Below are 18,866 nucleotides of genomic sequence, written 5' to 3'. Positions count from 1 at the left end.
TCTTTTTTTAAAAGCAATTAAACATCTGCTCATCAGCTAATTATATGTTAGGACGTGTGACATTAATGCGTTAAAGTCATTATACAAGAAAGTGCTAAAAAATACTATTATAAATTTTCTGAAATATGAAATAGATGAGGTAAAATGTACTATAATTATGAAAGGTAATCAACAAATAGGCAAAGCATTCAAAAAAGCGACACATTTAAAAATGCATCGCTTTTTGTTTATTAAATATCAGCTAAAATGTCACCTTCATCGCGGTCTTTTTCAAGCTTTAACACGTCATCTGCTGGCAAATATGATTTACCATACCATTCTTTGTCTTTATACGTATGAATCATTTCATATGTTTTTTTCATGCTCTCAAGAATACTTTCTTCAGACTCTTCAGTAGGTGACCAATATAAAATCTCCATTTGATTGATTTCATTTGTTGCAAGAGAGCGTCGGCGGTAACCGATTGATTGGGCATGAGCGAACCCGAGACGCTTATAAAAACGCAAACGCTTTTCAGTGTCTGTATCTTCATAGTCAACAGGCTCTACTTCTAAAATAATTGGCTTTTGCTTTTCTTTCAGTTTATCCATGAGCTTTTTACCAAGTCCTTGACCTCGTGATTCTTTTGAAACAAATAAATAGTCTACAAAAATAAAATCGTCAGTCTCTACATACATTAGAACATGATGAGGCCCTTCATCTTTATGATAAATATCTCCACGTTCTTTCAGTAAAGCTTCAATGTGCTCTTTTGATTTTAATTCTTCAATTGGAAAGTATTTGCTTAATTTTTCGTACCAGTTCATTTTGTCCTCCTTAAATTTTCGGATTAACAAAAAGCTATCTTTACTATCTGTCAATAAGGGTTTTTTTATAACAATTAGTGGATAGGGAAGGGAAAGAATAGAGGTGCTTTTTGCATAGATTTTTTATAGTCCAAGTATTACTTACCCTTTATTATACACGTTTAAACATATGTTTTGAAAAAAATTGTTAAGAAGGAAAAAATATCTTTCTGTCAAAATCATTAAGGAAAGATTGAAAAGGTAGTGACTAAAAGGGGGTTGAAGATGATAGGCGGGTATGTCATAGACTTTTTGTTAGTGGCTATTTTCATTATTGGTGGTACAGCATTAATGGGTGTCATTGCAAATGGTATAGGAGAAAAGTTCATAAAAGGTAAAAAACAAAATGAACATGTTGAACACTCTAATCGCACTCAGCTTGGGTGGAGGCAAGTCGGTGGAAAACCTAAGTAACAGGTTCTTTCAATATTCTTAACAACTAGCAAAAGCACGATCACTATCTAAACTCAACAAGTCATCTTAAATAATAAAAGGAGCTGAGACAAAAGGGGGAACGAACACCCTGTTTGGCTCAGCCCGTAACATCCCTTGACCCCAAAATCCAGTAACATTAATGGATAGAGGGCCAAGGGATGTTACATGTAAATCCTCATTTGTTTTGCTCACTTATCTCCCAGCCTCTTTTTCATAGGCTTTAATTAATAGGTTTGCTAAAATATCATAACCTTCATCGTTTGGATGAATATCATTGTCTTCTATATGGGTAAGCTGCACTTCTTTTCCAATAAACGGTGCATGCGGATCAATAACGATGACACGCTCACTTTGTAAAGTTTGTAAAAGGAGATGGTAGTCTTTTAAAATAAGTTGACTTACCTCTTGATATTCGTGAGTATCTCCATAAGGAGAGTAAAGACCAAACAATAAAATGGTTGCATCATTGTTCAAGGATTCAACATAGTTCACAATCGCTGCTACATCTTCGTATATTGTTTGAGCGCGTGCTTTGAAGTTATCTTCATCCACTTGTTCACTAGACCGAATTTCTCGTAGAAAATCATTTCCCCCAATAGAAATGGAAATGATGTTAGCGTTCTTTAATTTGGTTTGGATTCCTTGATTTTGCGTTAAAAAGGAGTAAAGTCCAGATGTAGTTAAGCCTGGAACACTGTGATTTTCAACGTATACATCGTTGGTCTTTCGTAAGTGAGTGACAAACTTTGGAACAAAAGCAGGGGTGCGAAGGTAATCCACTTCACTTGCCCCAATTCCAGCACTTAAGGAGTCACCTAGTGCAATATACGTTAATTTATTTGGTGCTTCTGCACGACTAGTAGCGGTGTCGATGAATAAACTCATACAGCAAATTAGTAACAAAATACCTTGATTCCATTTCATTTCTCCATCAATCCCTTTATTTTGATCTCAGGATACTTACTCTTCGATGGTAAGCTCTCTTTTTTCAATTTTTCTTAGTCGACGTTGTTCAAATAAATAATAAACAACTGGAATGAAGATAAGGGTAATGAGAGTAGCAAACCCTAAGCCGAATACAATAACAATGGCCATTGGCTGCTGAACTTCTGTACCTTCTCCAATTCCTAGTGTTAATGGAACGAGTCCTAATATGGTCGTTAACGTTGTCATTAAAATAGGACGAAGGCGAGTAGGTCCTGCTATTAAAATCGCTTCTTTTAACGGATATCCCTCTTTTTTCAGCTGTTGTAGATAGTCGATTAAAACAATCGCATTATTGACAACAATCCCTGTTAAAATTAAGACACCAACTAATGAGCCCACACCTAATGGCTGCATCGTCACAAGTAATCCAAACATAATCCCAATAAACGTCAGTGGCACTGAGAACATAATTACAAATGGATAGAAAAATGACTCAAATTGTCCTGCCATGACCATGTATACGAGTACAACGGATAAAGCAAGAGCGAGCGAAAGTTTAAAAAACGCATCATTCATTTGTTCGTTTTGTCCACCAAATGTGATTTTATATTGATTATTAGGAAGTGATAAATTTTCTTTTAATTCTTTCTCAATATCTTTTGTGACACTCCCTAGGTCTCGTCCAATAATATCAGCAGAAACGTTAATTTCTCGAAGGCGATCTTTTCGTGTAATTTGTGATGGCCCTTGACCGCGAGAGATTTCAGCAACTGCTTGTAGGGGAACAGTTGTCCCTGTAGGTGATTTAATTAATAAATTCTCAAGCTCTTCAGTAGAAGATGTATATCGATTCTCAAGTTGAAGACGAACATCTAATTCTTCACCTTGTCGTGCAATCCGAGTTGCTACAACACCTTTAGTCGCTTCAGAAACAGTTCGTGCAATTTGGGCACTGCCGATTCCGTACTGCGAAGCTTTTTCACGATCAATGTTAATGACAACTTCAGGATTTCCATTTGTGAAGCTTGATTCTGGTTCGCGAGCACCATCCACTGTTGAAATAATCTCAACAGTTTCATCAGCTAAATCAGAAAGGACATCAATATCAGGACCTGTTAAAGATAAGGAAATAGGATCACCTGAAAAGCCTGAATCCCCTCCTGACACACTAGCATCGATATTTGGAATCTCTGCTAATCGTGTTCGAATTTCCTCAGCCACTTCTTTATCTGAGCGTGTTCGTTCACTGACAGGGTTTAATAAAATGTCATAATTAGCTCGGTTTGTTTGAGCACCTGCACTAGGAGAGAAGTTATTTGAGCCTCCCACTGTCACATAGAGTAGATCAATCTCTTTTATATTACTTAAAAGCTCTCTTATCTCTTCTGATGTATCATATGTGGCATCAAGCGACGTTCCTTCTGGAAGCTCTGTTGAAACTGAAATATAGCTTTGGTCTTGTGCAGGTAAGAACTCTGTACCGATAAATGGAATACCAGCAAACGAAAGTAAAAAAGCAGCCACGACAATGCCAATGGTCTTCTTTGGATGCTGTAATGCTTTTTCTAATACATTTCGATAGCGCAATCGTAGCTTTGAAAACTTTTCTTTTGAATCTCCGTACTCATTTTCAGCTTCAATATCGATAAAGTCTTCTTTGTTTAATTTTAAGAAGAGAGAGGAAAACAAAGGTACGATAATTAAAGCTGTAAACAATGATGCAAGTAGTGAAAAGGAAATAACAAGAGCTAGAGGCTTAAATAGTTGAGCAGCTAGACCTTCAACGAACACGATTGGCAAGAAGACAACAACGGTTGTTAAGGTTGATGCGATAATAGCAGTCCCTACTTGTCCGGTTCCTTTAATAGCAGCTTCTCTTTTCGATAATCCTTGGTTACGCATACGGTAGATGTTTTCGAGAATGACAATGGCATTATCCACCATCATTCCAATTCCAAGAGCAAGTCCACCTAGTGTTAAAAGATTCAGTGTTTGACCACTAAAATACATAAAAATAAACGTGGTTACGATTGAAATAGGGATTGCAAACCCAATAATTAATGTACTGCGTAAGTTTCGCAAAAATAAGTATAGAATGATTGATGCTAATAAGCTTCCAACAACCATATTAGAAGCTACCGCTTTAATAGATTGATTAATAAATTGACTTTGATCAAAAATAACATCAACTTTTAAATCGTTTGGTAGCTGAGACTCTAGTTCATCTAGCTTTTTCTCAATATTTCTAGCAACAGAGACTGTATTTGAGCCAGATTGCTTTAATATAGAAACTCCAACTGCAGGTGTACCATTTAGGTAACTAAGTTGATTTGCATCTGCATATGTTTCTTCAATGTTACTTAGATTCTCTAGTGAAATAACGCCAGAAGGAGTCGGAATTGGTAGCGATGACAGTTCTTCAATAGATGAGAATTCTCCGGTCACTCGAATTGGCAAACTTTGATTTTGATCGGTTACGCTCCCAGCCGGTAGGTTCACGTTTTCTGATCCTATAATTTGTTGTAAATCCTGTAGAGTTAAGCCATAAGCAGTTAATTTTTGTGGATCAATAGTGAGCTGTATTTCTTCACTTTGTCCTCCAGAAATCCCGACAGAAGCTACGCCCTCTAATCCGTCAAGAGCAGGCTTAATATCTTCTTCAGCAATCCGCTTAACATCTGCTAAGTTTCCATTCTTATCTGTAATGGCTAATTGGACAATTGGTAAGTCACTTGGATCGAATCGCATAACACGTGGAAGAGAAACACCTTCTGGTAATGCTTCTCTTGCCATGTCGACTCGCTCTCGCATACTGAGGGTCGCAAAATCCATGTCTGTTCCCCAATTAAACGAGACGAGCACCAGAAGGCCTCCGTTTTGAGAAATAGAAGTGACGCTTTCAACATTTGGAATGGTACTCATAGAGTTCTCAAGCGGCTTGGCTAGTAAGTTCTCGATTTCCTGTGGACCAGCTCCATCGTATGTAGCTGTTACCGCGGCAACTGGGAACGTTAGCTCTGGAAATAAATCAACAGGCATATTACGAACGCTCACTCCACCTAAAATAAGGAGGAAGAGAATGACCATTGACATCGCAATTGGCCTTAATACGGACAGTTTTACAATTTTCATGCTGCTTTCATCACTCTTTCCGCTCTTTAATTGTGTCACCGTCTTTTAAACGCTCTTTTCCGTTTGTTACAATGACATCATTTTCAGCTAAACCTTCAACGACTTGATACACATCACCGCTTGAAAAGCCTAGTGAAATGGGTGTGCGAGCTACACGATCATCTTTTGCGACGAACACGTAAGGTTTATTTTCTTCATATAAAATGGATTCTTTAGGTATCACAAGTGCACCTGAAATGGAATCAATGGTAACCATCGCTGTTGCCTTCATTCCACCTTTAATGAGATTTTGCTCATTGCTAACAGGAATTTTAACAGTAAATAAATTCGTTTGTGGATCGGCTGTTGGTGAAACAGTATTAATGGTTGAAGGGAACTCTTGATTAATCCCATCAAATTTCACAATTGCATTGTTTCCACTTTTTAATTGGGAAATCTGATAACTATTCACTTGGAATGTAGCAGCGATGTCACGTTGGTCCACAATTGTGACAACAGGAATATTTGGTGCAGCCATTCCACCTTCTACAATGCCAACCTCAGCTACTATTCCGTTGATTGGAGCAGTCAGTCTCGTTGCTTTTACCAATTGCTCTGCTTGCGCGACTGCTTGATTTGCTTGCTGCTGCTGTTGCTTCAGTTGTGGCAGCATATCGGGAGTTGGGACAAGTTGACTCAATGATTGTTGCGCTACTCTTGCTTGTTTTAACGTTACATCTAGACTACTTTGCATTAAATCAAGTGGTGTTACAGCACCTGTTTGAGTTCCTTCTAATAATGCTTGCGATTTTTCCATGGATTCATTTAGTTCTGTTTGTAGCTTGTCCAAATCAGTTTGACTGGTGTTAGAAGAAGTTGCTGATTCTGCTTCTTTTACAGCTTTATTAAGATCAGCTTGTACTTGCTTCGCTTCACGTAGCTGTGTCGTTGCATTTGAGGCATCGAGTGAGACGAGTAAATCTCCTTTTTTTACTTCATCTCCAATTGATACATGCACCTTTTCTACTTCTAATGGTGTAGGAGCAACAATTGGAACTTGTTTGTCTGGCATTGCTATACCTGAAAGCTCCGTTGTATTGACGAGATTACTTTTTTTCGCTTGCTCTGTGTCCACGACTATCTCATTATTTTTCGTATCTTGAGTCGTAATTTCTTTCGGAGCACATGCTGTTAAAAGAAGAAGAGCAGCTGTAATTTTGATAATTTTCATAAATGATGTCACCTCTCTATGTATGTTTTACAAATGATAAAATTGTACTCAACGACCTTTCTTTTTGAAAAAAAGTCATTAAAAAGCAAGCATCGTTTTTAATGCTTTGTCACGCTTGAATAAACTTACGTGTGCTGAATCTCCATTCAACAAGTATCCTTTAAAAGCCACTCTCAAAACAACTATCTGCTCAAAAAGAGCCAACATAAAAAAATAAAAAAATTTAACGAAAAAGTGAAACTAAATTGGAGGTTTATCCGTATTATTGATGTGGTAAATACACAAAGAAAGAGTCTTACATGTAAGAAACTTAGAATATGTGTTTGGTTTTTGAAAAACTATATCATTCCGATTCACTTTATAGTATAATGCCTGTAGATATTATTTTATTAAATTAATTATAAAGTAGTATCGATTTTCATTATCAATAAAACTAACGATTGATAAACCTTCATTTTTAGTATAAAGCAACTATTTTTTTATTTCATGTTTTTTTGTGTTACGTACCACTTATCTTATATAGAGGGAGTGAAGTAATTCATGGTTACATTATATACATCACCAAGTTGTACATCTTGTCGTAAAGCAAAAGCTTGGTTAGAAGAGAATAGCATTCCGTACGTAGAAAGAAATATTTTTTCTGAGCCGTTATCGATTGATGAAATAAAAGAGATTTTACGCATGACAGAAGATGGGACGGATGAAATCATTTCAACTCGCTCAAAAACGTTCCAAAAGCTAGATGTTCAAGTCGATGCAATGCCTTTACAAGATTTGTATGAGTTAATTCAGCAAAACCCAGGGCTATTACGTCGTCCAATCATCATTGATGAGAAGCGTCTACAAGTAGGTTATAACGAAGATGAAATTCGTCGTTTCTTACCGAGAAAAGTTCGTACGTTCCAATTACGAGAAGCACAACGCCTTGTAAACGGATAAATAGGTAAAACCATTATTATAAAAAGAAAAGCCTTCACTCATTTGAGGAGAAGGCTTTTCTATTCACTTATTTTCCTTTAAACATCGAGAAGAGACGGCCAATAATTAGAACAAACGCAATGACGATAAAAGGAAGACTTGCTTTTAGCAGAGGATATTGCTCATAAAAAAAGGATAAACGTTGCTCATGTATGATCATATTTCCCGCTGTGTATGCCAATATGCTAGATCCAACATATACTAATAGAGGAAAACGTTCTAATAAATATAAGATGAGTTTGCTTCCCCAAATAATAATTGGAACAGATACAAGAAGCCCAATCATCACAAGTAAAATGTTACCATGAGCAGCTCCTGCTACAGCAATGACATTATCTAGTCCCATGACAACATCTGCAAACACAATGGTTTTAACAGCAGCACTTAATGAAACACTAGGACGAATATGTGTTGTGTCGTCATCGTTACTAATTAATAGCTTCAACGCAATAATAACTAATAAAATTCCACCGATAAGTTGTAAATATGGAATAGTAAGCAAATAAACAGCTAGAATAGTTAGTAATATCCTAACAACAACGGCGAGTCCTGTCCCAAACAAAATGGCTTTGTTTCGCTGACTTTCAGGTAAATTACGACTTGCTAATGCGATTACAATGGCATTGTCTCCGCCTAGTACAATATCAATGCTAATAATGATTAAAATCGCCATTAATAATTCCAAATCCAACTGCAAATCCCCCTAACCATTAGTCGTACTGTCAGTTTTCAAGGTGTCAGATTTTTTTGTTTACCTTCTTAATCGTTTTGTCATACAATAACAGTACAAGATATATAGAAAATGTATGCTTGTACACGCTCGGTTAGAATACTTTACAAATATGTGAAGTGCATGTAAGATTGCTTTAATATGAAGGACATTTGTTTTTCCACTGGTAAACGGAAAACAAATAAGCCGTGTTACCTTCACTTTTTTAGAAGGGAGAGGTGAGAAGATGGAAATTGAACGCATTAATGATAATACAGTAAAATTTTATGTAACATATGTTGATATAGAAGAGCGAGGGTTTGACCGAAATGAAATATGGTTTAACCGCGAGCGTAGTGAAGAGCTTTTCTGGGAGATGATGGATGAGATTCATCAAGAAGAAGAGTTTATCGCTGAAGGACCACTTTGGATTCAAGTACAAGCGTTAGAAAAAGGAATTGAAGTCATTGTCACGCGAGCACAACTGTCAAAAGATGGTCAAAAATTTGAAGTGCCAATTAGTGAGAATAAGAAAATTGATATTCCTGTTGATGAAAAGCTTGACGCATTATTAGATCATCAAATGTCAAATGAAAAGCCTGATGAAGAAGAAGGCGACCTAGACGATGAATCGTTGCAATTTGTTGTTCGCTTCCAAGATTTCGAGGACCTAATCTCGCTAAGCCACCGTATACAGTTAGAGGAAATTAAAAATGAAGTGTATCATTTTCAAGGCAATTACTACTTATATGTAGAGTTTCTTGAAGAGCATGATGAAACACAAGATCTAGATGATATTTTAAGCATTATCCTAGAATACGGACATGAATCAGCGGTAACAAATTCTCGACTAGAAGAGTACGGCAAAGAAATTATGAAAGAAAATGCATTAAAACAACTAAAACAATACTTTTCATTAAGATAGATAAAGAGGCTGTTCTGTAAATGCTTAATTCTCGCATACAATCGTTATGGTTTTGTGAGAAGTTTTAGCTTTTACATAAGAACAGTCTTCTTTATGTGCATAGAATGAAATGTACAAGTTGTCGTTTTAAATAAAATAAATAGAGATACTAAACATAATGGAAAGAAAACTTTTATGAAGAAGGTTTTGCTTTTAATAAAATCGGGATAAATAATACGAAAGATGTTCTGGGATAGGTGAAAAACTGTGAAAAGCAGATTACAACTACTTGTATTTGTATTAGGATTATTTGCACTTTTATTTTTTACACAAGGATATTGGGATGGAAAAGTCATTGGGACTCTAAGTATCCTTATGACGATTAGTGTCGTGTTTATTGGATTAGTTATCTCACTTGAGAATCGTCATCCTACACAGACATTAACATGGCTTATCGTTCTTGGAAGCTTTCCTGTTATCGGATTTTTCTTTTATTTATTATTTGGACGAAATGTACGTAAACGTCGACTTTTTGAAAAAAAAGCAAAATTAGATCAGCAGGTTCTATTGAAGATTGAAGGAGATCAACGAAAGCTCGATGATGACCTCGAGAAGATGGGCGAGCGTTATCGTCATTTATTTCGCCTTGCTCGTAAAATTGGCAAAAGTCCCATCTCCTTTGCTACTGAAACAAAAGCTTTAACAGATGGTAAAGAAACATTTGATGAGATTATGGAGGCATTAAAGCACGCTCGCCACCACATTCATTTGGAGTATTATATCGTTCGTGATGATAATTTAGGGCGTCGCATAAAAGAAATGTTAATTAAAAAAGCAAAAGAGGGAATTTATGTACGATTTTTGTATGATGCGGTAGGAAGCTTACAACTTCCGAAAAAGTACGTAGAAGAACTGCAGGAAGCTGGAGTAGAGATGGTCCCATTTTTACCTGTTCGCTTAGCTTTCTTAAATAATAAAATTAACTTTCGGAATCACCGTAAAATTATTGTCATTGATGGTACGATTGGATTTGTAGGGGGCCTAAACATAGGTGACGAATATTTAGGTGAGAGTCGTCATTTTGGTTTTTGGCGCGACACACATTTAGTAGTAAGAGGAGAGGGTGTGCGATCGCTTCAATTGATTTTTTTACAAGACTGGTACTATATGACAGGTCAGACACTGTTAACGCAAATGTATTTGTCACCAGATTTAATTGATATTAACGTAGAAAATTGCGGCGGTGTTCAAATGATTGCAGGAGGTCCAGATCGTGAATGGGAAGTGATTAAGCATTTATTCTTTTCAATGATTACCTCAGCGAAAGAATCGATTTGGATTGCTTCACCTTACTTTATTCCAGATGAAGATATCTTTACAGCGTTAAAAGTCGCAGCATTAAGTGGAGTAGATGTTCGACTACTGGTACCAAAGAAACCAGATAAAAAAATTGTTTATCATGCGTCACGATCGTATTTTCCTGAAATGTTAAAAGCGGGTGTAAACATTTACGAATATGAAAAAGGGTTTATGCACAGTAAAATTGTCATTGTTGATAAAGAGCTTGCATCCATTGGAACGGCTAATATGGACATGCGAAGCTTCCATTTAAATTTTGAAGTAAATGCATTTTTATATCAAACAAGCAGTGCGCAAAAACTTGTAAACGAATATACTCGAGACTTAGAACACGCCACTGCGCTGCACTTAGATGATTTTGAAAAGCGACCGCTTATTCAACGCATTTTTGAATCTACTTCAAGATTGTTATCACCATTATTATAAGGAAGAAAAAGTGGAATCAAAAGCAATCGTCTAGCTTTTAGTTTCACTTTTTCTTTTTGTCATTTTTCTAAAGCCTTTTTGTGAAAGCTCTCTTCCTTTAGAAGAGGAATAACGAAAAAGGTGTCGAATATGGAGGAGAGATTGATTCAATTTATATAGAAGGGAGACGACAGTCAGTGCTAGTTGCTAAAAAGGCAGATGGTCAGCTTTTTTCATTAGCTGCTCGATTTATGCCTACCTATTTGAAAGAACTACGAAAGGTCACAGAATTTTTTTGTCCGAGCTGTCATAAGCCTGTTCAATTAAAGGTAGGAACGAAAACAGCTCCACATTTTGCTCATTTAAAATCGCAATCGTGCTATGCGAATCATGAAGGAGAGACAGCGTATCATTTGCAAGGGAAGCAGCAGCTTTATGAGTGGCTTTCACTTTATAAAACAGTGGAGCTAGAGCCACATTTATCATCGATTAATCAGCGGCCAGATTTACTTGTTAGGATAGGTGAGAAGCGGTATGCGATTGAGTTTCAGTGTGCAAATTTATCACCTGAATTGCTTGTTAAACGAACTCAAGGATATGTAAGCCATGATTATCACCCCATTTGGATACTAGGAGCGAAGCGATTAACGCGCTTGTCTCAACATACGTTTAAGCTTTCCCCGCAAGATTGGCAATATGTCACTCAACCTATTCAAGATCATCCACCTTTTCTTCTGTACTATTCTCCAAGCGATCAGCTATTTATAAAACTACAGCATCTCTATCCATTTTCACCACAAATTTGTTTTGCAACCATTACAACACTTCCATTAGATTGCTACGATTTTCACGATGTATTAATGTTACAAAAGGAGAGTGTTGACTTCAAGAAAGAATGGCTTCAAAAAAAGCGGAAATGGCGAACGCAATACATGTTGTATCCCACCAAAGCTCAGCAGTCTTTTTTAGAGACTTTATACCATCATCATATTCCTCCTTCGCATTTTCCTTCAGAAGCAGGTATTCAGCTCCCTTCTTTGTATGTTATTGATACACCAGCTTGCATTTGGCAAACGTGGCTCTTACTTGATGTACTAGCGAATAAATGTATCGGTAGCACAGTTTCTTATCAGCAGTTTCTTTATCATTTCAATAAACGTATTCGAACAAAGGAGATTAAGTATCGTCACGTTCCTCTAATGGATGCCGACTTATCTCTACCGCTAAAAGAATATATACACGCACTTTGTCAGATGAAGGTGTTAAAAAAAGTAACTCATACAGCATACAAGGTGATAAGAATGTATACGATTCCTGAATTAACAAATGATAGGTTTGAAGCAGACTGGAAAGTGACGAATGAATGAAGCAAAATAAGTGACAATAAGTTAGAAAATTTGTACGATTAAAGATAAGGCTAATTATGGCTACTTTTCCAATCGAGTAAAAGTGCTCTCATTGGGCGGTGCAATAGGAAAGGGATTTATCACGTAAACAGAGAATATAGTGATAGATGATGGAAAATGGAGGGATCAAGATGACAGAGCAATCAACAATTAAAAAACTACCGGCTCGTAGTGAAATTAAAGCAGAAGATACATGGAGATTAGAAGATATATTCGCAACAGACGACGAGTGGGATCGAGAGTTTCAAGAAGTAAAAGCGTTAATTCCACAAATGGAACAGTATCAAGGAAAACTTGGTGAATCAGCTATGAAACTGTATGAAGCTCTTCAACAACAAGATGAGCTAACGATGAGAGTCAGTAAGCTTTATACATATGCACATATGCGTTATGACCAAGATACAACTAATTCTTTTTATCAAGGGCTAGATGATCGTATTAAAACGTTGTACACACAAATTGCAAGCGCATTAGCTTTTATGACGCCTGAGCTTTTAGCAATCGAGGAAGAAAAAATTCAACAATTTTTAAATGAAAAAGAAGAGCTAAAGTTATATGAGCATGCGTTAGATGAAATTAATCGTCAGCGTCCACACGTGCTAGGAGCATCAGAAGAAGCGTTATTAGCAGAAGCTTCGGAAGTGTTAGGTGCTTCTAGTAATACGTTTGGAATGTTAAACAACGCTGATTTAGAATTCCCAGAAATTAAAGATGAGAATGGGGAAGATGTAGAGATTACGCATGGACGCTACATTCGATTCCTTGAAAGTGAAGATCGTCGAGTGCGTGAAGAAGCGTTCAAAGCTGTTTATCAAACATATGGGCAATTTAAAAATACATTTGCTAGTACACTAAGCGGAACCGTGAAAAAAGATAATTTTAATGCGCGTGTTCGCAACTACAAATCTGCTCGTCATGCCGCGCTTAGCAATAACAATATTCCAGAAGAAGTGTATGATAACCTCGTAAGCACAGTGAATGATCATTTACACCTGCTTCATCGTTATGTCGATTTACGTAAAAAGGTATTAGGCGTCGAAGAACTTCATATGTACGATTTGTACACACCACTAGTGAAAGATGCGAAGATGGAAGTGCCTTATGAAGAAGCGAAAGAATACTTATTAAAGGGTCTACAGCCATTAGGAGAAGACTACTTAAATGTATTGCGCGAAGGATTTGACAATCGTTGGGTGGACGTACATGAAAATAAAGGGAAGCGAAGCGGTGCTTATTCATCAGGTACTTATGGAACAAACCCGTATATCTTAATGAACTGGCAAGATAACGTAAATAATTTATTCACACTTGCTCATGAGTTTGGGCATTCTGTGCATAGTTATTACACGCGTGAAACACAACCTTATCCTTATGGAGACTACTCCATTTTCGTAGCGGAAGTGGCGTCTACATGCAATGAAGCATTACTAAATGATTATTTATTAAAAACAATTGATGATGAAAAGAAACGCTTGTACTTATTGAATCATTATTTAGAAGGATTCCGTGGTACAGTGTTCCGCCAAACGATGTTTGCTGAGTTTGAGCATGACATTCATGTGCGCGCACAAAACGGTGAGCCGATTACTCCAGAATTATTAACAAAAGTATATTATGATTTAAACAAGAAATACTTTGGTGAAAACATTGTAATTGATGAAGAGATTGGGCTAGAGTGGGCACGTATTCCGCATTTCTACTACAATTATTATGTTTATCAATATGCAACAGGATTCAGTGCAGCTGCTGCATTAAGTAAACAAATTCTAGAAGAAGGGGAACCGGCTGTTTCTCGCTATCTTGATTTCTTAAAAGCAGGTAGCTCAGATTATCCAATCGAAGTGTTAAAGAAAGCGGGTGTAGACATGACAACTGCTACACCAATTAAGGAAGCACTTGCTGTATTTGAAGAAAAACTAGCAGAAATGGAACAGCTCTTATCTTCAAAATAAGCGTGTCCATTAACAAACAGTTTTTCAAAAAATATTGCTCTTGTCTATTTAAGTTTTGCAGTATTTTTTGTAGGCAAGAGATGGTGTGGGTTGTGTTACAGGGAGTGTTGTTTACTCCCTGTAACACAACCCTTTATTTTTTGAATCCTTTAAATTGATTGTTACTGTTCAGCAAAAGTAAGGAAATGAAGATGGAGATAAACATAACAGGTCCAGCTAGTAGTAAGGGTACCAATTTCATTAAAGCTAAGCAGTAGAAAAAAAATGAGATAACTATAACAAAGATACAAATTAAAGGTGCAATGTAGTTCACATAGATCGTCCTTTCAAGAAAGGTGTGTTTGTACTATATGTATGTGCATAAAAGTGGATGATTCATATTTTGAACACTAGAAAAAAGTCAATAACGATAGATTTGAAAAGAAAGTGCTTTCAATATGACAAATTTGTGAAAGTGAAAAAAATGACTTGTCAAAAGTCGACACGATTTGCTATATTATTAACGTGAAGTTTATCACAAACAAACATATACCCCTTTGTTTGACCGTGAAAAATTTCTCCCATCCCCTTGTTGTCTTAAGACAAACAAAAAAACCCGGCTTTTGCCGGGTTTTTTTGTGCTTATTTTATGACTAGTTGATGTAACGCCAGAATGTACCGTGCTTAACTGGAACTTGTTCAACGACTTGCCTAAGTTGTAATTTTTTAAGTTCTTTTTCTGCTTCTTGAATTGAAATGTCATATACCACTGCTACTTCTTTTGAGGCTACAAACTTAAAATACTGCATGAATAATTCAAGGTGAGGAGGAGGCGATGGTGTTGGTACCTCTCCCAACATTTCCTCAATCACATGAACATAGGTGTCATACGTATAATAACCTGCAATTTTAATGCCTTCTTCTTCGGCTTTCTCATTAAAAAATACAAGGGTTGGAATTTCATCTACATCCATCTCTGCCGTGACTTTTAAATCACATTGAAACGCTTTTGATGCACTTTCTGCATGTAAATCTTTACGAAATTCATCGACATCTAGCCCTACATCTTCAGCGCATTGGATAAGGACTAATTCATCTGCAATATTTTGCTTCTCAAGAAACAATACTTCCTGAAGCTTTCGTAAAAAACGAATACCTTGTCTTTTTCCTTGAAGTCCTGCTGCTTTAATACCAATGGATGCAGCATATGGAGTCGAAACAGGATTTTCAAGCCAGAGGTTTCCATCACAAGACATCCCTGAACGACTGCCTGTCTTTTCCCAAACACGAGCAATGCTTTCAAACTTTCGTTGTGTGCCAGCATTTAATGACTTTAACTGTCCGCTTAGTACAGGTTTTAGTGTGAAAAATTGACCATACTCAATTTGTAACTTTTTTAATATTGGTTCTAATGCCCAACATTCTGGACAGAGTGGGTCAATAAATACATAAATTTCAAGTGGCTTCTTGTTAGAGCCTTGGCAAAGTTGAGATAAAGAATGATGCGTCTTCGGTTCTTGAGTACTCAATATGAAATTCCTTTCTCATCTGTTGTCGGTTCAGGTGTATTGATCATATGTTGAGCTGTTAACACGAGGCGACGATAAAACTCATCACGTACTTCACCTTTAAGATTCACTTCATCCATTGCTTCGTACATACAGGTAAGCCAGGCTTTTGCTCTAGTTGGCGTAATCTCAAATGGTAAATGTCGTGCACGAAGCATGGGATGACCATGTTCTTCTGTATAAAGGGAAGGACCTCCTAGATATTGCGTAAGAAACTGCTTTTGTTTTCGAGCTGTTTCTGTTAAGTCGTTTGGGAAAATAGGTGCTAAATCAGGATGCGATTCAACTCGTTTATAAAAAGCATCAACAAGTTTTGAAATCGTGTGTTCACCACCTAGTTCATCGTAAGGTGTATAGAGTTTCTCTGTCATGTTGATAACTCCTTTTTTAGAAATTGGAATAGAGATGTTAAAATCGTAAAAAATTGGCTGTCATATTTTTTATGACTTTTCTACATTTTATCAGCGTCAATTCGTTATCTCAAACGATTCGCTCGTAAAATCTTGTCCATAAAATAAGTGAAGCTCTAAGTAGCTTCACTTATTTTATGCTAAATAGGTTGATTTTACTTTCTTAACGTATGATTGTGTTTCTTTAAAAGGTGGGATTCCACCATACTTATCGACATTTCCAGGTCCTGCGTTGTAAGCAGCTAGCGCAAGCTCGACGTTGTCATTGTATTTATTTAACATTTGTCGCAAATACTTTGTGCCTCCAAATATGTTTTCAGCTGCATCAAAAGCGTTTTCTACGCCCAAATAGCGTGCCGTACTAGGCATTAGCTGCATTAATCCCATCGCCCCTGCGTGACTTTTGGCATTTGTGTTAAAGTTTGATTCATGGCGAATAACTGATTTAATAAGCTTTGTATCAACATTATATTTTTGTGATGCTGCTTCAATAATTGACTCAAGGTCATTATGAACAGGAAAAGTCTCAGTAGATAACGGCTTTACTGACTGAATAGATTGAATCTTTTGGTAACTCGGTATAATATTTGCTTGCTGAGCAAGTAAATAGTGAAGACCTAATGTTTGTGTTCCTGCTGATTCACTGTCGGCTTGTGTATACTGCGCTAATAACGTTGAAAAAAGATTTGAATCCGCTGATGTTTGTTGAGAAGTTGGTGAAAAATTACGTAACGATTGCAATTCTAGGAATGTTTTATAAGAATGAATATTCATCATAATTCCTCACTTAAAGTTGAATATTTTTCACGATAAAATCGACGGATTTTATTTTCGGTTTCACGGATTGGAATTTGAAAAGACTGTAAAAGCTGTTCAAATTTCGTCTTTCCTTGCTTAGCATCTGTTACTTCGTATTCAATTTCATAATCTTCTTTTCCTAAATAAAGGCTATGATCAAATACAAGTAAGCCGCCTTCATAAGGTGTTTCCATACGCTGCGTTGTTAATGTACCAAAATAGACAAGATCAGCAACATCTATATCCATTAGCTCAATAAGCTCACTAATTTTGCCTGTCACTTCTGCTTGTCCATGAAGGAAAGCTTGTGCTTCATCTTCTGTCAGTGATTCGTGTGTTTCAAGTAATCCTTTTTCGTGTGGTTGTTTAAGTGTTAAGACATAACGCCCTTTTTTATAACGAATGCGAAGAGCAGCTCCTCGATCTTTTAACGAAAATGCTCGTGTATCAAAGTAGTGGTTATCCTGAGCTGCAAAATCACTTTCACTAATTTTAAAATGAGATAAGAGTTGTTCAAATTCTTGTTTTGTAACGAGATTTTTAAATTCAATTTCAATTTCTTGCTTCATGAACAAACACCTTTCTATGTATGGAAGTAAAGCGTATAACCGCTGTGATTAAATTAAGCATACAAACGTAAAAATAGATGTATAGGTAGTGTTCTAAACGGGTGTCAAACGAACATATACTTTCATTTTATTATTCCATGAAATCCTACTCATATCAATGTTTATCAATCAAACTTTTTATATGTTAGAATAAAGTAGGTGAACAGTTAATTGTGAAGGTTGGAAGGAGTTTAGTTATGCAAAAAAGAATTGAAGTAACGAAGAGTTATATTGAAGAAAACACGCTATATTTACAAACAGAAGAATTTAAGCATCAAATTAAAAACGTGCAAGATACAATGCAAATGATTACAGATTCCGATAATGTATCGTTTATCTATATCCTCGATGTTAATGATGAGTTTGTGTATGTCAGCATACCAGCTAGTGTATGGCCAAACTTAAAAGACGTACTACATAGCGAGCAAAAAATCGTTGCCATTGTCAATGAACATAAAATAGAGCTAGAAGGCCTAAAAGAAGAATTAGAGTATTTGATTAGCAACATTGAGGGGAATACAAACTATGGAGAAGAAATGGTTTCTAAAGTAGAGGCGTTGTTTTTAGATAAATAAAGATACAGAAAAGATGGGGGGTGCATGTTAGCAATGGTGAAGCATTGGGATTTATTTTTAGGTCCGTATAAGCAAGCAGTAGAAGAATTAAAAGTGAAGTTAAAAGGTATTCGAACACAATATGAAATGAAATCCATGCATTGCCCAATAGAGTTTGTAACAGGACGTGTCAAACCCATTGCTAGCATTCTAGATAAAGCGACGAGAAAGGGAATTCCACTCGATCGTTTAGAAGAAGAAATGCAAGATATTGCAGGTTTGCGTATGATGTGTCAGTTTGTTGATGACATTAAAAGTGTTGTTGAACTATTAAGGCAGAGAACAGATTTTGAGATTGTGGAAGAAAGAAATTATATTAGCCAAAAGAAAGATAGTGGCTACCGCTCTTATCATGTAGTTGTTCGATATCCTGTTCAAACAATTGAAGGAGAAAAAAACATCCTTGTCGAAATTCAGATTCGTACACTTGCAATGAATTTTTGGGCAACAATTGAGCATTCTCTTAATTATAAATACAGTGGAAAGTTTCCAGAAGAAATTCGTGAGCGCCTACAGCGTGCAGCAGAAGCAGCTTATTTATTAGATGAGGAAATGTCAAAAATTCGTGGTGAAATTCAAGAAGCGCAAGCCATTTTTTCACGAAAAAAAGAAACCAAGGACGAATGA

At 36.4% G+C, this 18,866-nt stretch carries 17 protein-coding genes; 8 read left to right on the top strand and 9 right to left on the bottom strand.

Annotated elements, in window-relative coordinates; translation table 11 throughout:
- Nucleotides 1-230: 230 nt before the first annotated feature.
- Nucleotides 231-806, bottom strand: a complete 576-nt coding sequence (locus tag JOC83_RS06930; protein WP_205185696.1) for a GNAT family N-acetyltransferase — start codon at nucleotides 804-806, stop codon at nucleotides 231-233.
- Nucleotides 807-1,070: 264 nt separating this feature from the next.
- Between JOC83_RS06930 and JOC83_RS06925 the strand changes: the two genes are divergently transcribed.
- Nucleotides 1,071-1,259, top strand: a complete 189-nt coding sequence (locus JOC83_RS06925) for a hypothetical protein (RefSeq protein ID WP_239583390.1) — start codon at nucleotides 1,071-1,073, stop codon at nucleotides 1,257-1,259.
- Nucleotides 1,260-1,472: 213 nt separating this feature from the next.
- On the opposite strand, the gene JOC83_RS06920 is transcribed toward JOC83_RS06925, so the two are convergent.
- Genes JOC83_RS06920 through JOC83_RS06910 form a run of 3 tightly spaced genes read right to left on the bottom strand, consistent with a single transcriptional unit; the run spans nucleotide 1,473 to nucleotide 6,549 of the window.
- Entirely contained in the window at nucleotides 1,473-2,204 is a 732-nt protein-coding gene (locus JOC83_RS06920) for an SGNH/GDSL hydrolase family protein (protein WP_205185694.1), read from the bottom strand.
- Nucleotides 2,205-2,240: 36 nt separating this feature from the next.
- A complete protein-coding gene (locus tag JOC83_RS06915) occupies nucleotides 2,241-5,339 on the bottom strand; it encodes an efflux RND transporter permease subunit (RefSeq protein WP_205185692.1) in 3,099 nt (1,032 codons plus the stop codon).
- Between the two features lie 10 nt (nucleotides 5,340-5,349).
- Nucleotides 5,350-6,549, bottom strand: coding sequence for an efflux RND transporter periplasmic adaptor subunit (locus JOC83_RS06910; protein WP_205185690.1), 1,200 nt, complete (start codon nucleotides 6,547-6,549; stop codon nucleotides 5,350-5,352).
- Between the two features lie 540 nt (nucleotides 6,550-7,089).
- On the opposite strand from JOC83_RS06910, the gene spxA reads away from it, so the two are divergent.
- The gene (spxA, locus tag JOC83_RS06905; RefSeq protein WP_205185688.1) at nucleotides 7,090-7,488 is read left to right on the top strand and encodes a transcriptional regulator SpxA; all 399 of its coding nucleotides are present in this window, start codon (nucleotides 7,090-7,092) and stop codon (nucleotides 7,486-7,488) included.
- A gap of 67 nt (nucleotides 7,489-7,555) precedes the next feature.
- Here the strand turns inward: spxA and JOC83_RS06900 are convergent, their stop codons facing one another.
- Complete coding sequence (locus tag JOC83_RS06900; protein WP_205185686.1) at nucleotides 7,556-8,218, bottom strand: TerC family protein; 663 nt, start codon at nucleotides 8,216-8,218, stop codon at nucleotides 7,556-7,558.
- A 265-nt stretch (nucleotides 8,219-8,483) separates the two neighbouring features.
- Between JOC83_RS06900 and mecA the strand changes: the two genes are divergently transcribed.
- The 4 genes from mecA to pepF all read left to right on the top strand — a co-directional run bounded on the left by mecA (nucleotide 8,484) and on the right by pepF (nucleotide 14,262).
- Nucleotides 8,484-9,161, top strand: coding sequence for an adaptor protein MecA (mecA, locus tag JOC83_RS06895; RefSeq protein WP_205185684.1), 678 nt, complete (start codon nucleotides 8,484-8,486; stop codon nucleotides 9,159-9,161).
- A gap of 246 nt (nucleotides 9,162-9,407) precedes the next feature.
- Nucleotides 9,408-10,925, top strand: coding sequence for a cardiolipin synthase (gene cls, locus JOC83_RS06890; RefSeq protein WP_205185682.1), 1,518 nt, complete (start codon nucleotides 9,408-9,410; stop codon nucleotides 10,923-10,925).
- A 176-nt stretch (nucleotides 10,926-11,101) separates the two neighbouring features.
- Nucleotides 11,102-12,271, top strand: a complete 1,170-nt coding sequence (locus tag JOC83_RS06885) for a competence protein CoiA family protein (RefSeq protein WP_205185680.1) — start codon at nucleotides 11,102-11,104, stop codon at nucleotides 12,269-12,271.
- Between the two features lie 170 nt (nucleotides 12,272-12,441).
- On the top strand, nucleotides 12,442-14,262 hold the full coding sequence (gene pepF, locus JOC83_RS06880; RefSeq protein WP_205185679.1) for an oligoendopeptidase F: 1,821 nt from the start codon (nucleotides 12,442-12,444) through the stop codon (nucleotides 14,260-14,262).
- A 632-nt stretch (nucleotides 14,263-14,894) separates the two neighbouring features.
- Here the strand turns inward: pepF and JOC83_RS06875 are convergent.
- From JOC83_RS06875 to JOC83_RS06860, 4 genes are all read right to left on the bottom strand, one after another.
- Nucleotides 14,895-15,770 carry a ClpXP adapter SpxH family protein gene (locus tag JOC83_RS06875; RefSeq protein WP_205185678.1) on the bottom strand — a complete coding sequence of 292 codons (876 nt, stop codon included), beginning with the start codon at nucleotides 15,768-15,770 and terminating at the stop codon, nucleotides 14,895-14,897.
- Nucleotides 15,767-16,180 (bottom strand): globin domain-containing protein, encoded by a 414-nt coding sequence (locus JOC83_RS06870; protein WP_205185677.1) that lies wholly within the window; start codon nucleotides 16,178-16,180, stop codon nucleotides 15,767-15,769. The genes JOC83_RS06875 and JOC83_RS06870 overlap by 4 nt, the downstream gene beginning before the upstream one ends.
- A gap of 174 nt (nucleotides 16,181-16,354) precedes the next feature.
- The gene (locus JOC83_RS06865) at nucleotides 16,355-16,993 is read right to left on the bottom strand and encodes a lytic transglycosylase domain-containing protein (protein WP_205185676.1); all 639 of its coding nucleotides are present in this window, start codon (nucleotides 16,991-16,993) and stop codon (nucleotides 16,355-16,357) included.
- Nucleotides 16,993-17,586, bottom strand: a complete 594-nt coding sequence (locus tag JOC83_RS06860) for a CYTH domain-containing protein (protein ID WP_205185675.1) — start codon at nucleotides 17,584-17,586, stop codon at nucleotides 16,993-16,995. The genes JOC83_RS06865 and JOC83_RS06860 overlap by 1 nt, the downstream gene beginning before the upstream one ends.
- A gap of 236 nt (nucleotides 17,587-17,822) precedes the next feature.
- On the opposite strand from JOC83_RS06860, the gene JOC83_RS06855 reads away from it, so the two are divergent.
- Both JOC83_RS06855 and yjbM read left to right on the top strand, forming a co-directional pair.
- Nucleotides 17,823-18,200, top strand: a complete 378-nt coding sequence (locus tag JOC83_RS06855; RefSeq protein ID WP_205185674.1) for a UPF0738 family protein — start codon at nucleotides 17,823-17,825, stop codon at nucleotides 18,198-18,200.
- 33 nt (nucleotides 18,201-18,233) lie between these two features.
- Complete coding sequence (gene yjbM, locus JOC83_RS06850) at nucleotides 18,234-18,866, top strand: GTP diphosphokinase (protein ID WP_205186044.1); 633 nt, start codon at nucleotides 18,234-18,236, stop codon at nucleotides 18,864-18,866.

It is taken from the genome of Priestia iocasae, from assembly GCF_016909075.1.
Lineage (GTDB): Bacteria > Bacillota > Bacilli > Bacillales > Bacillaceae_H > Priestia > Priestia iocasae.
Note: the sequence above shows the minus strand (reverse complement) of the source record. Positions and strands in the feature narration are given on the sequence as shown.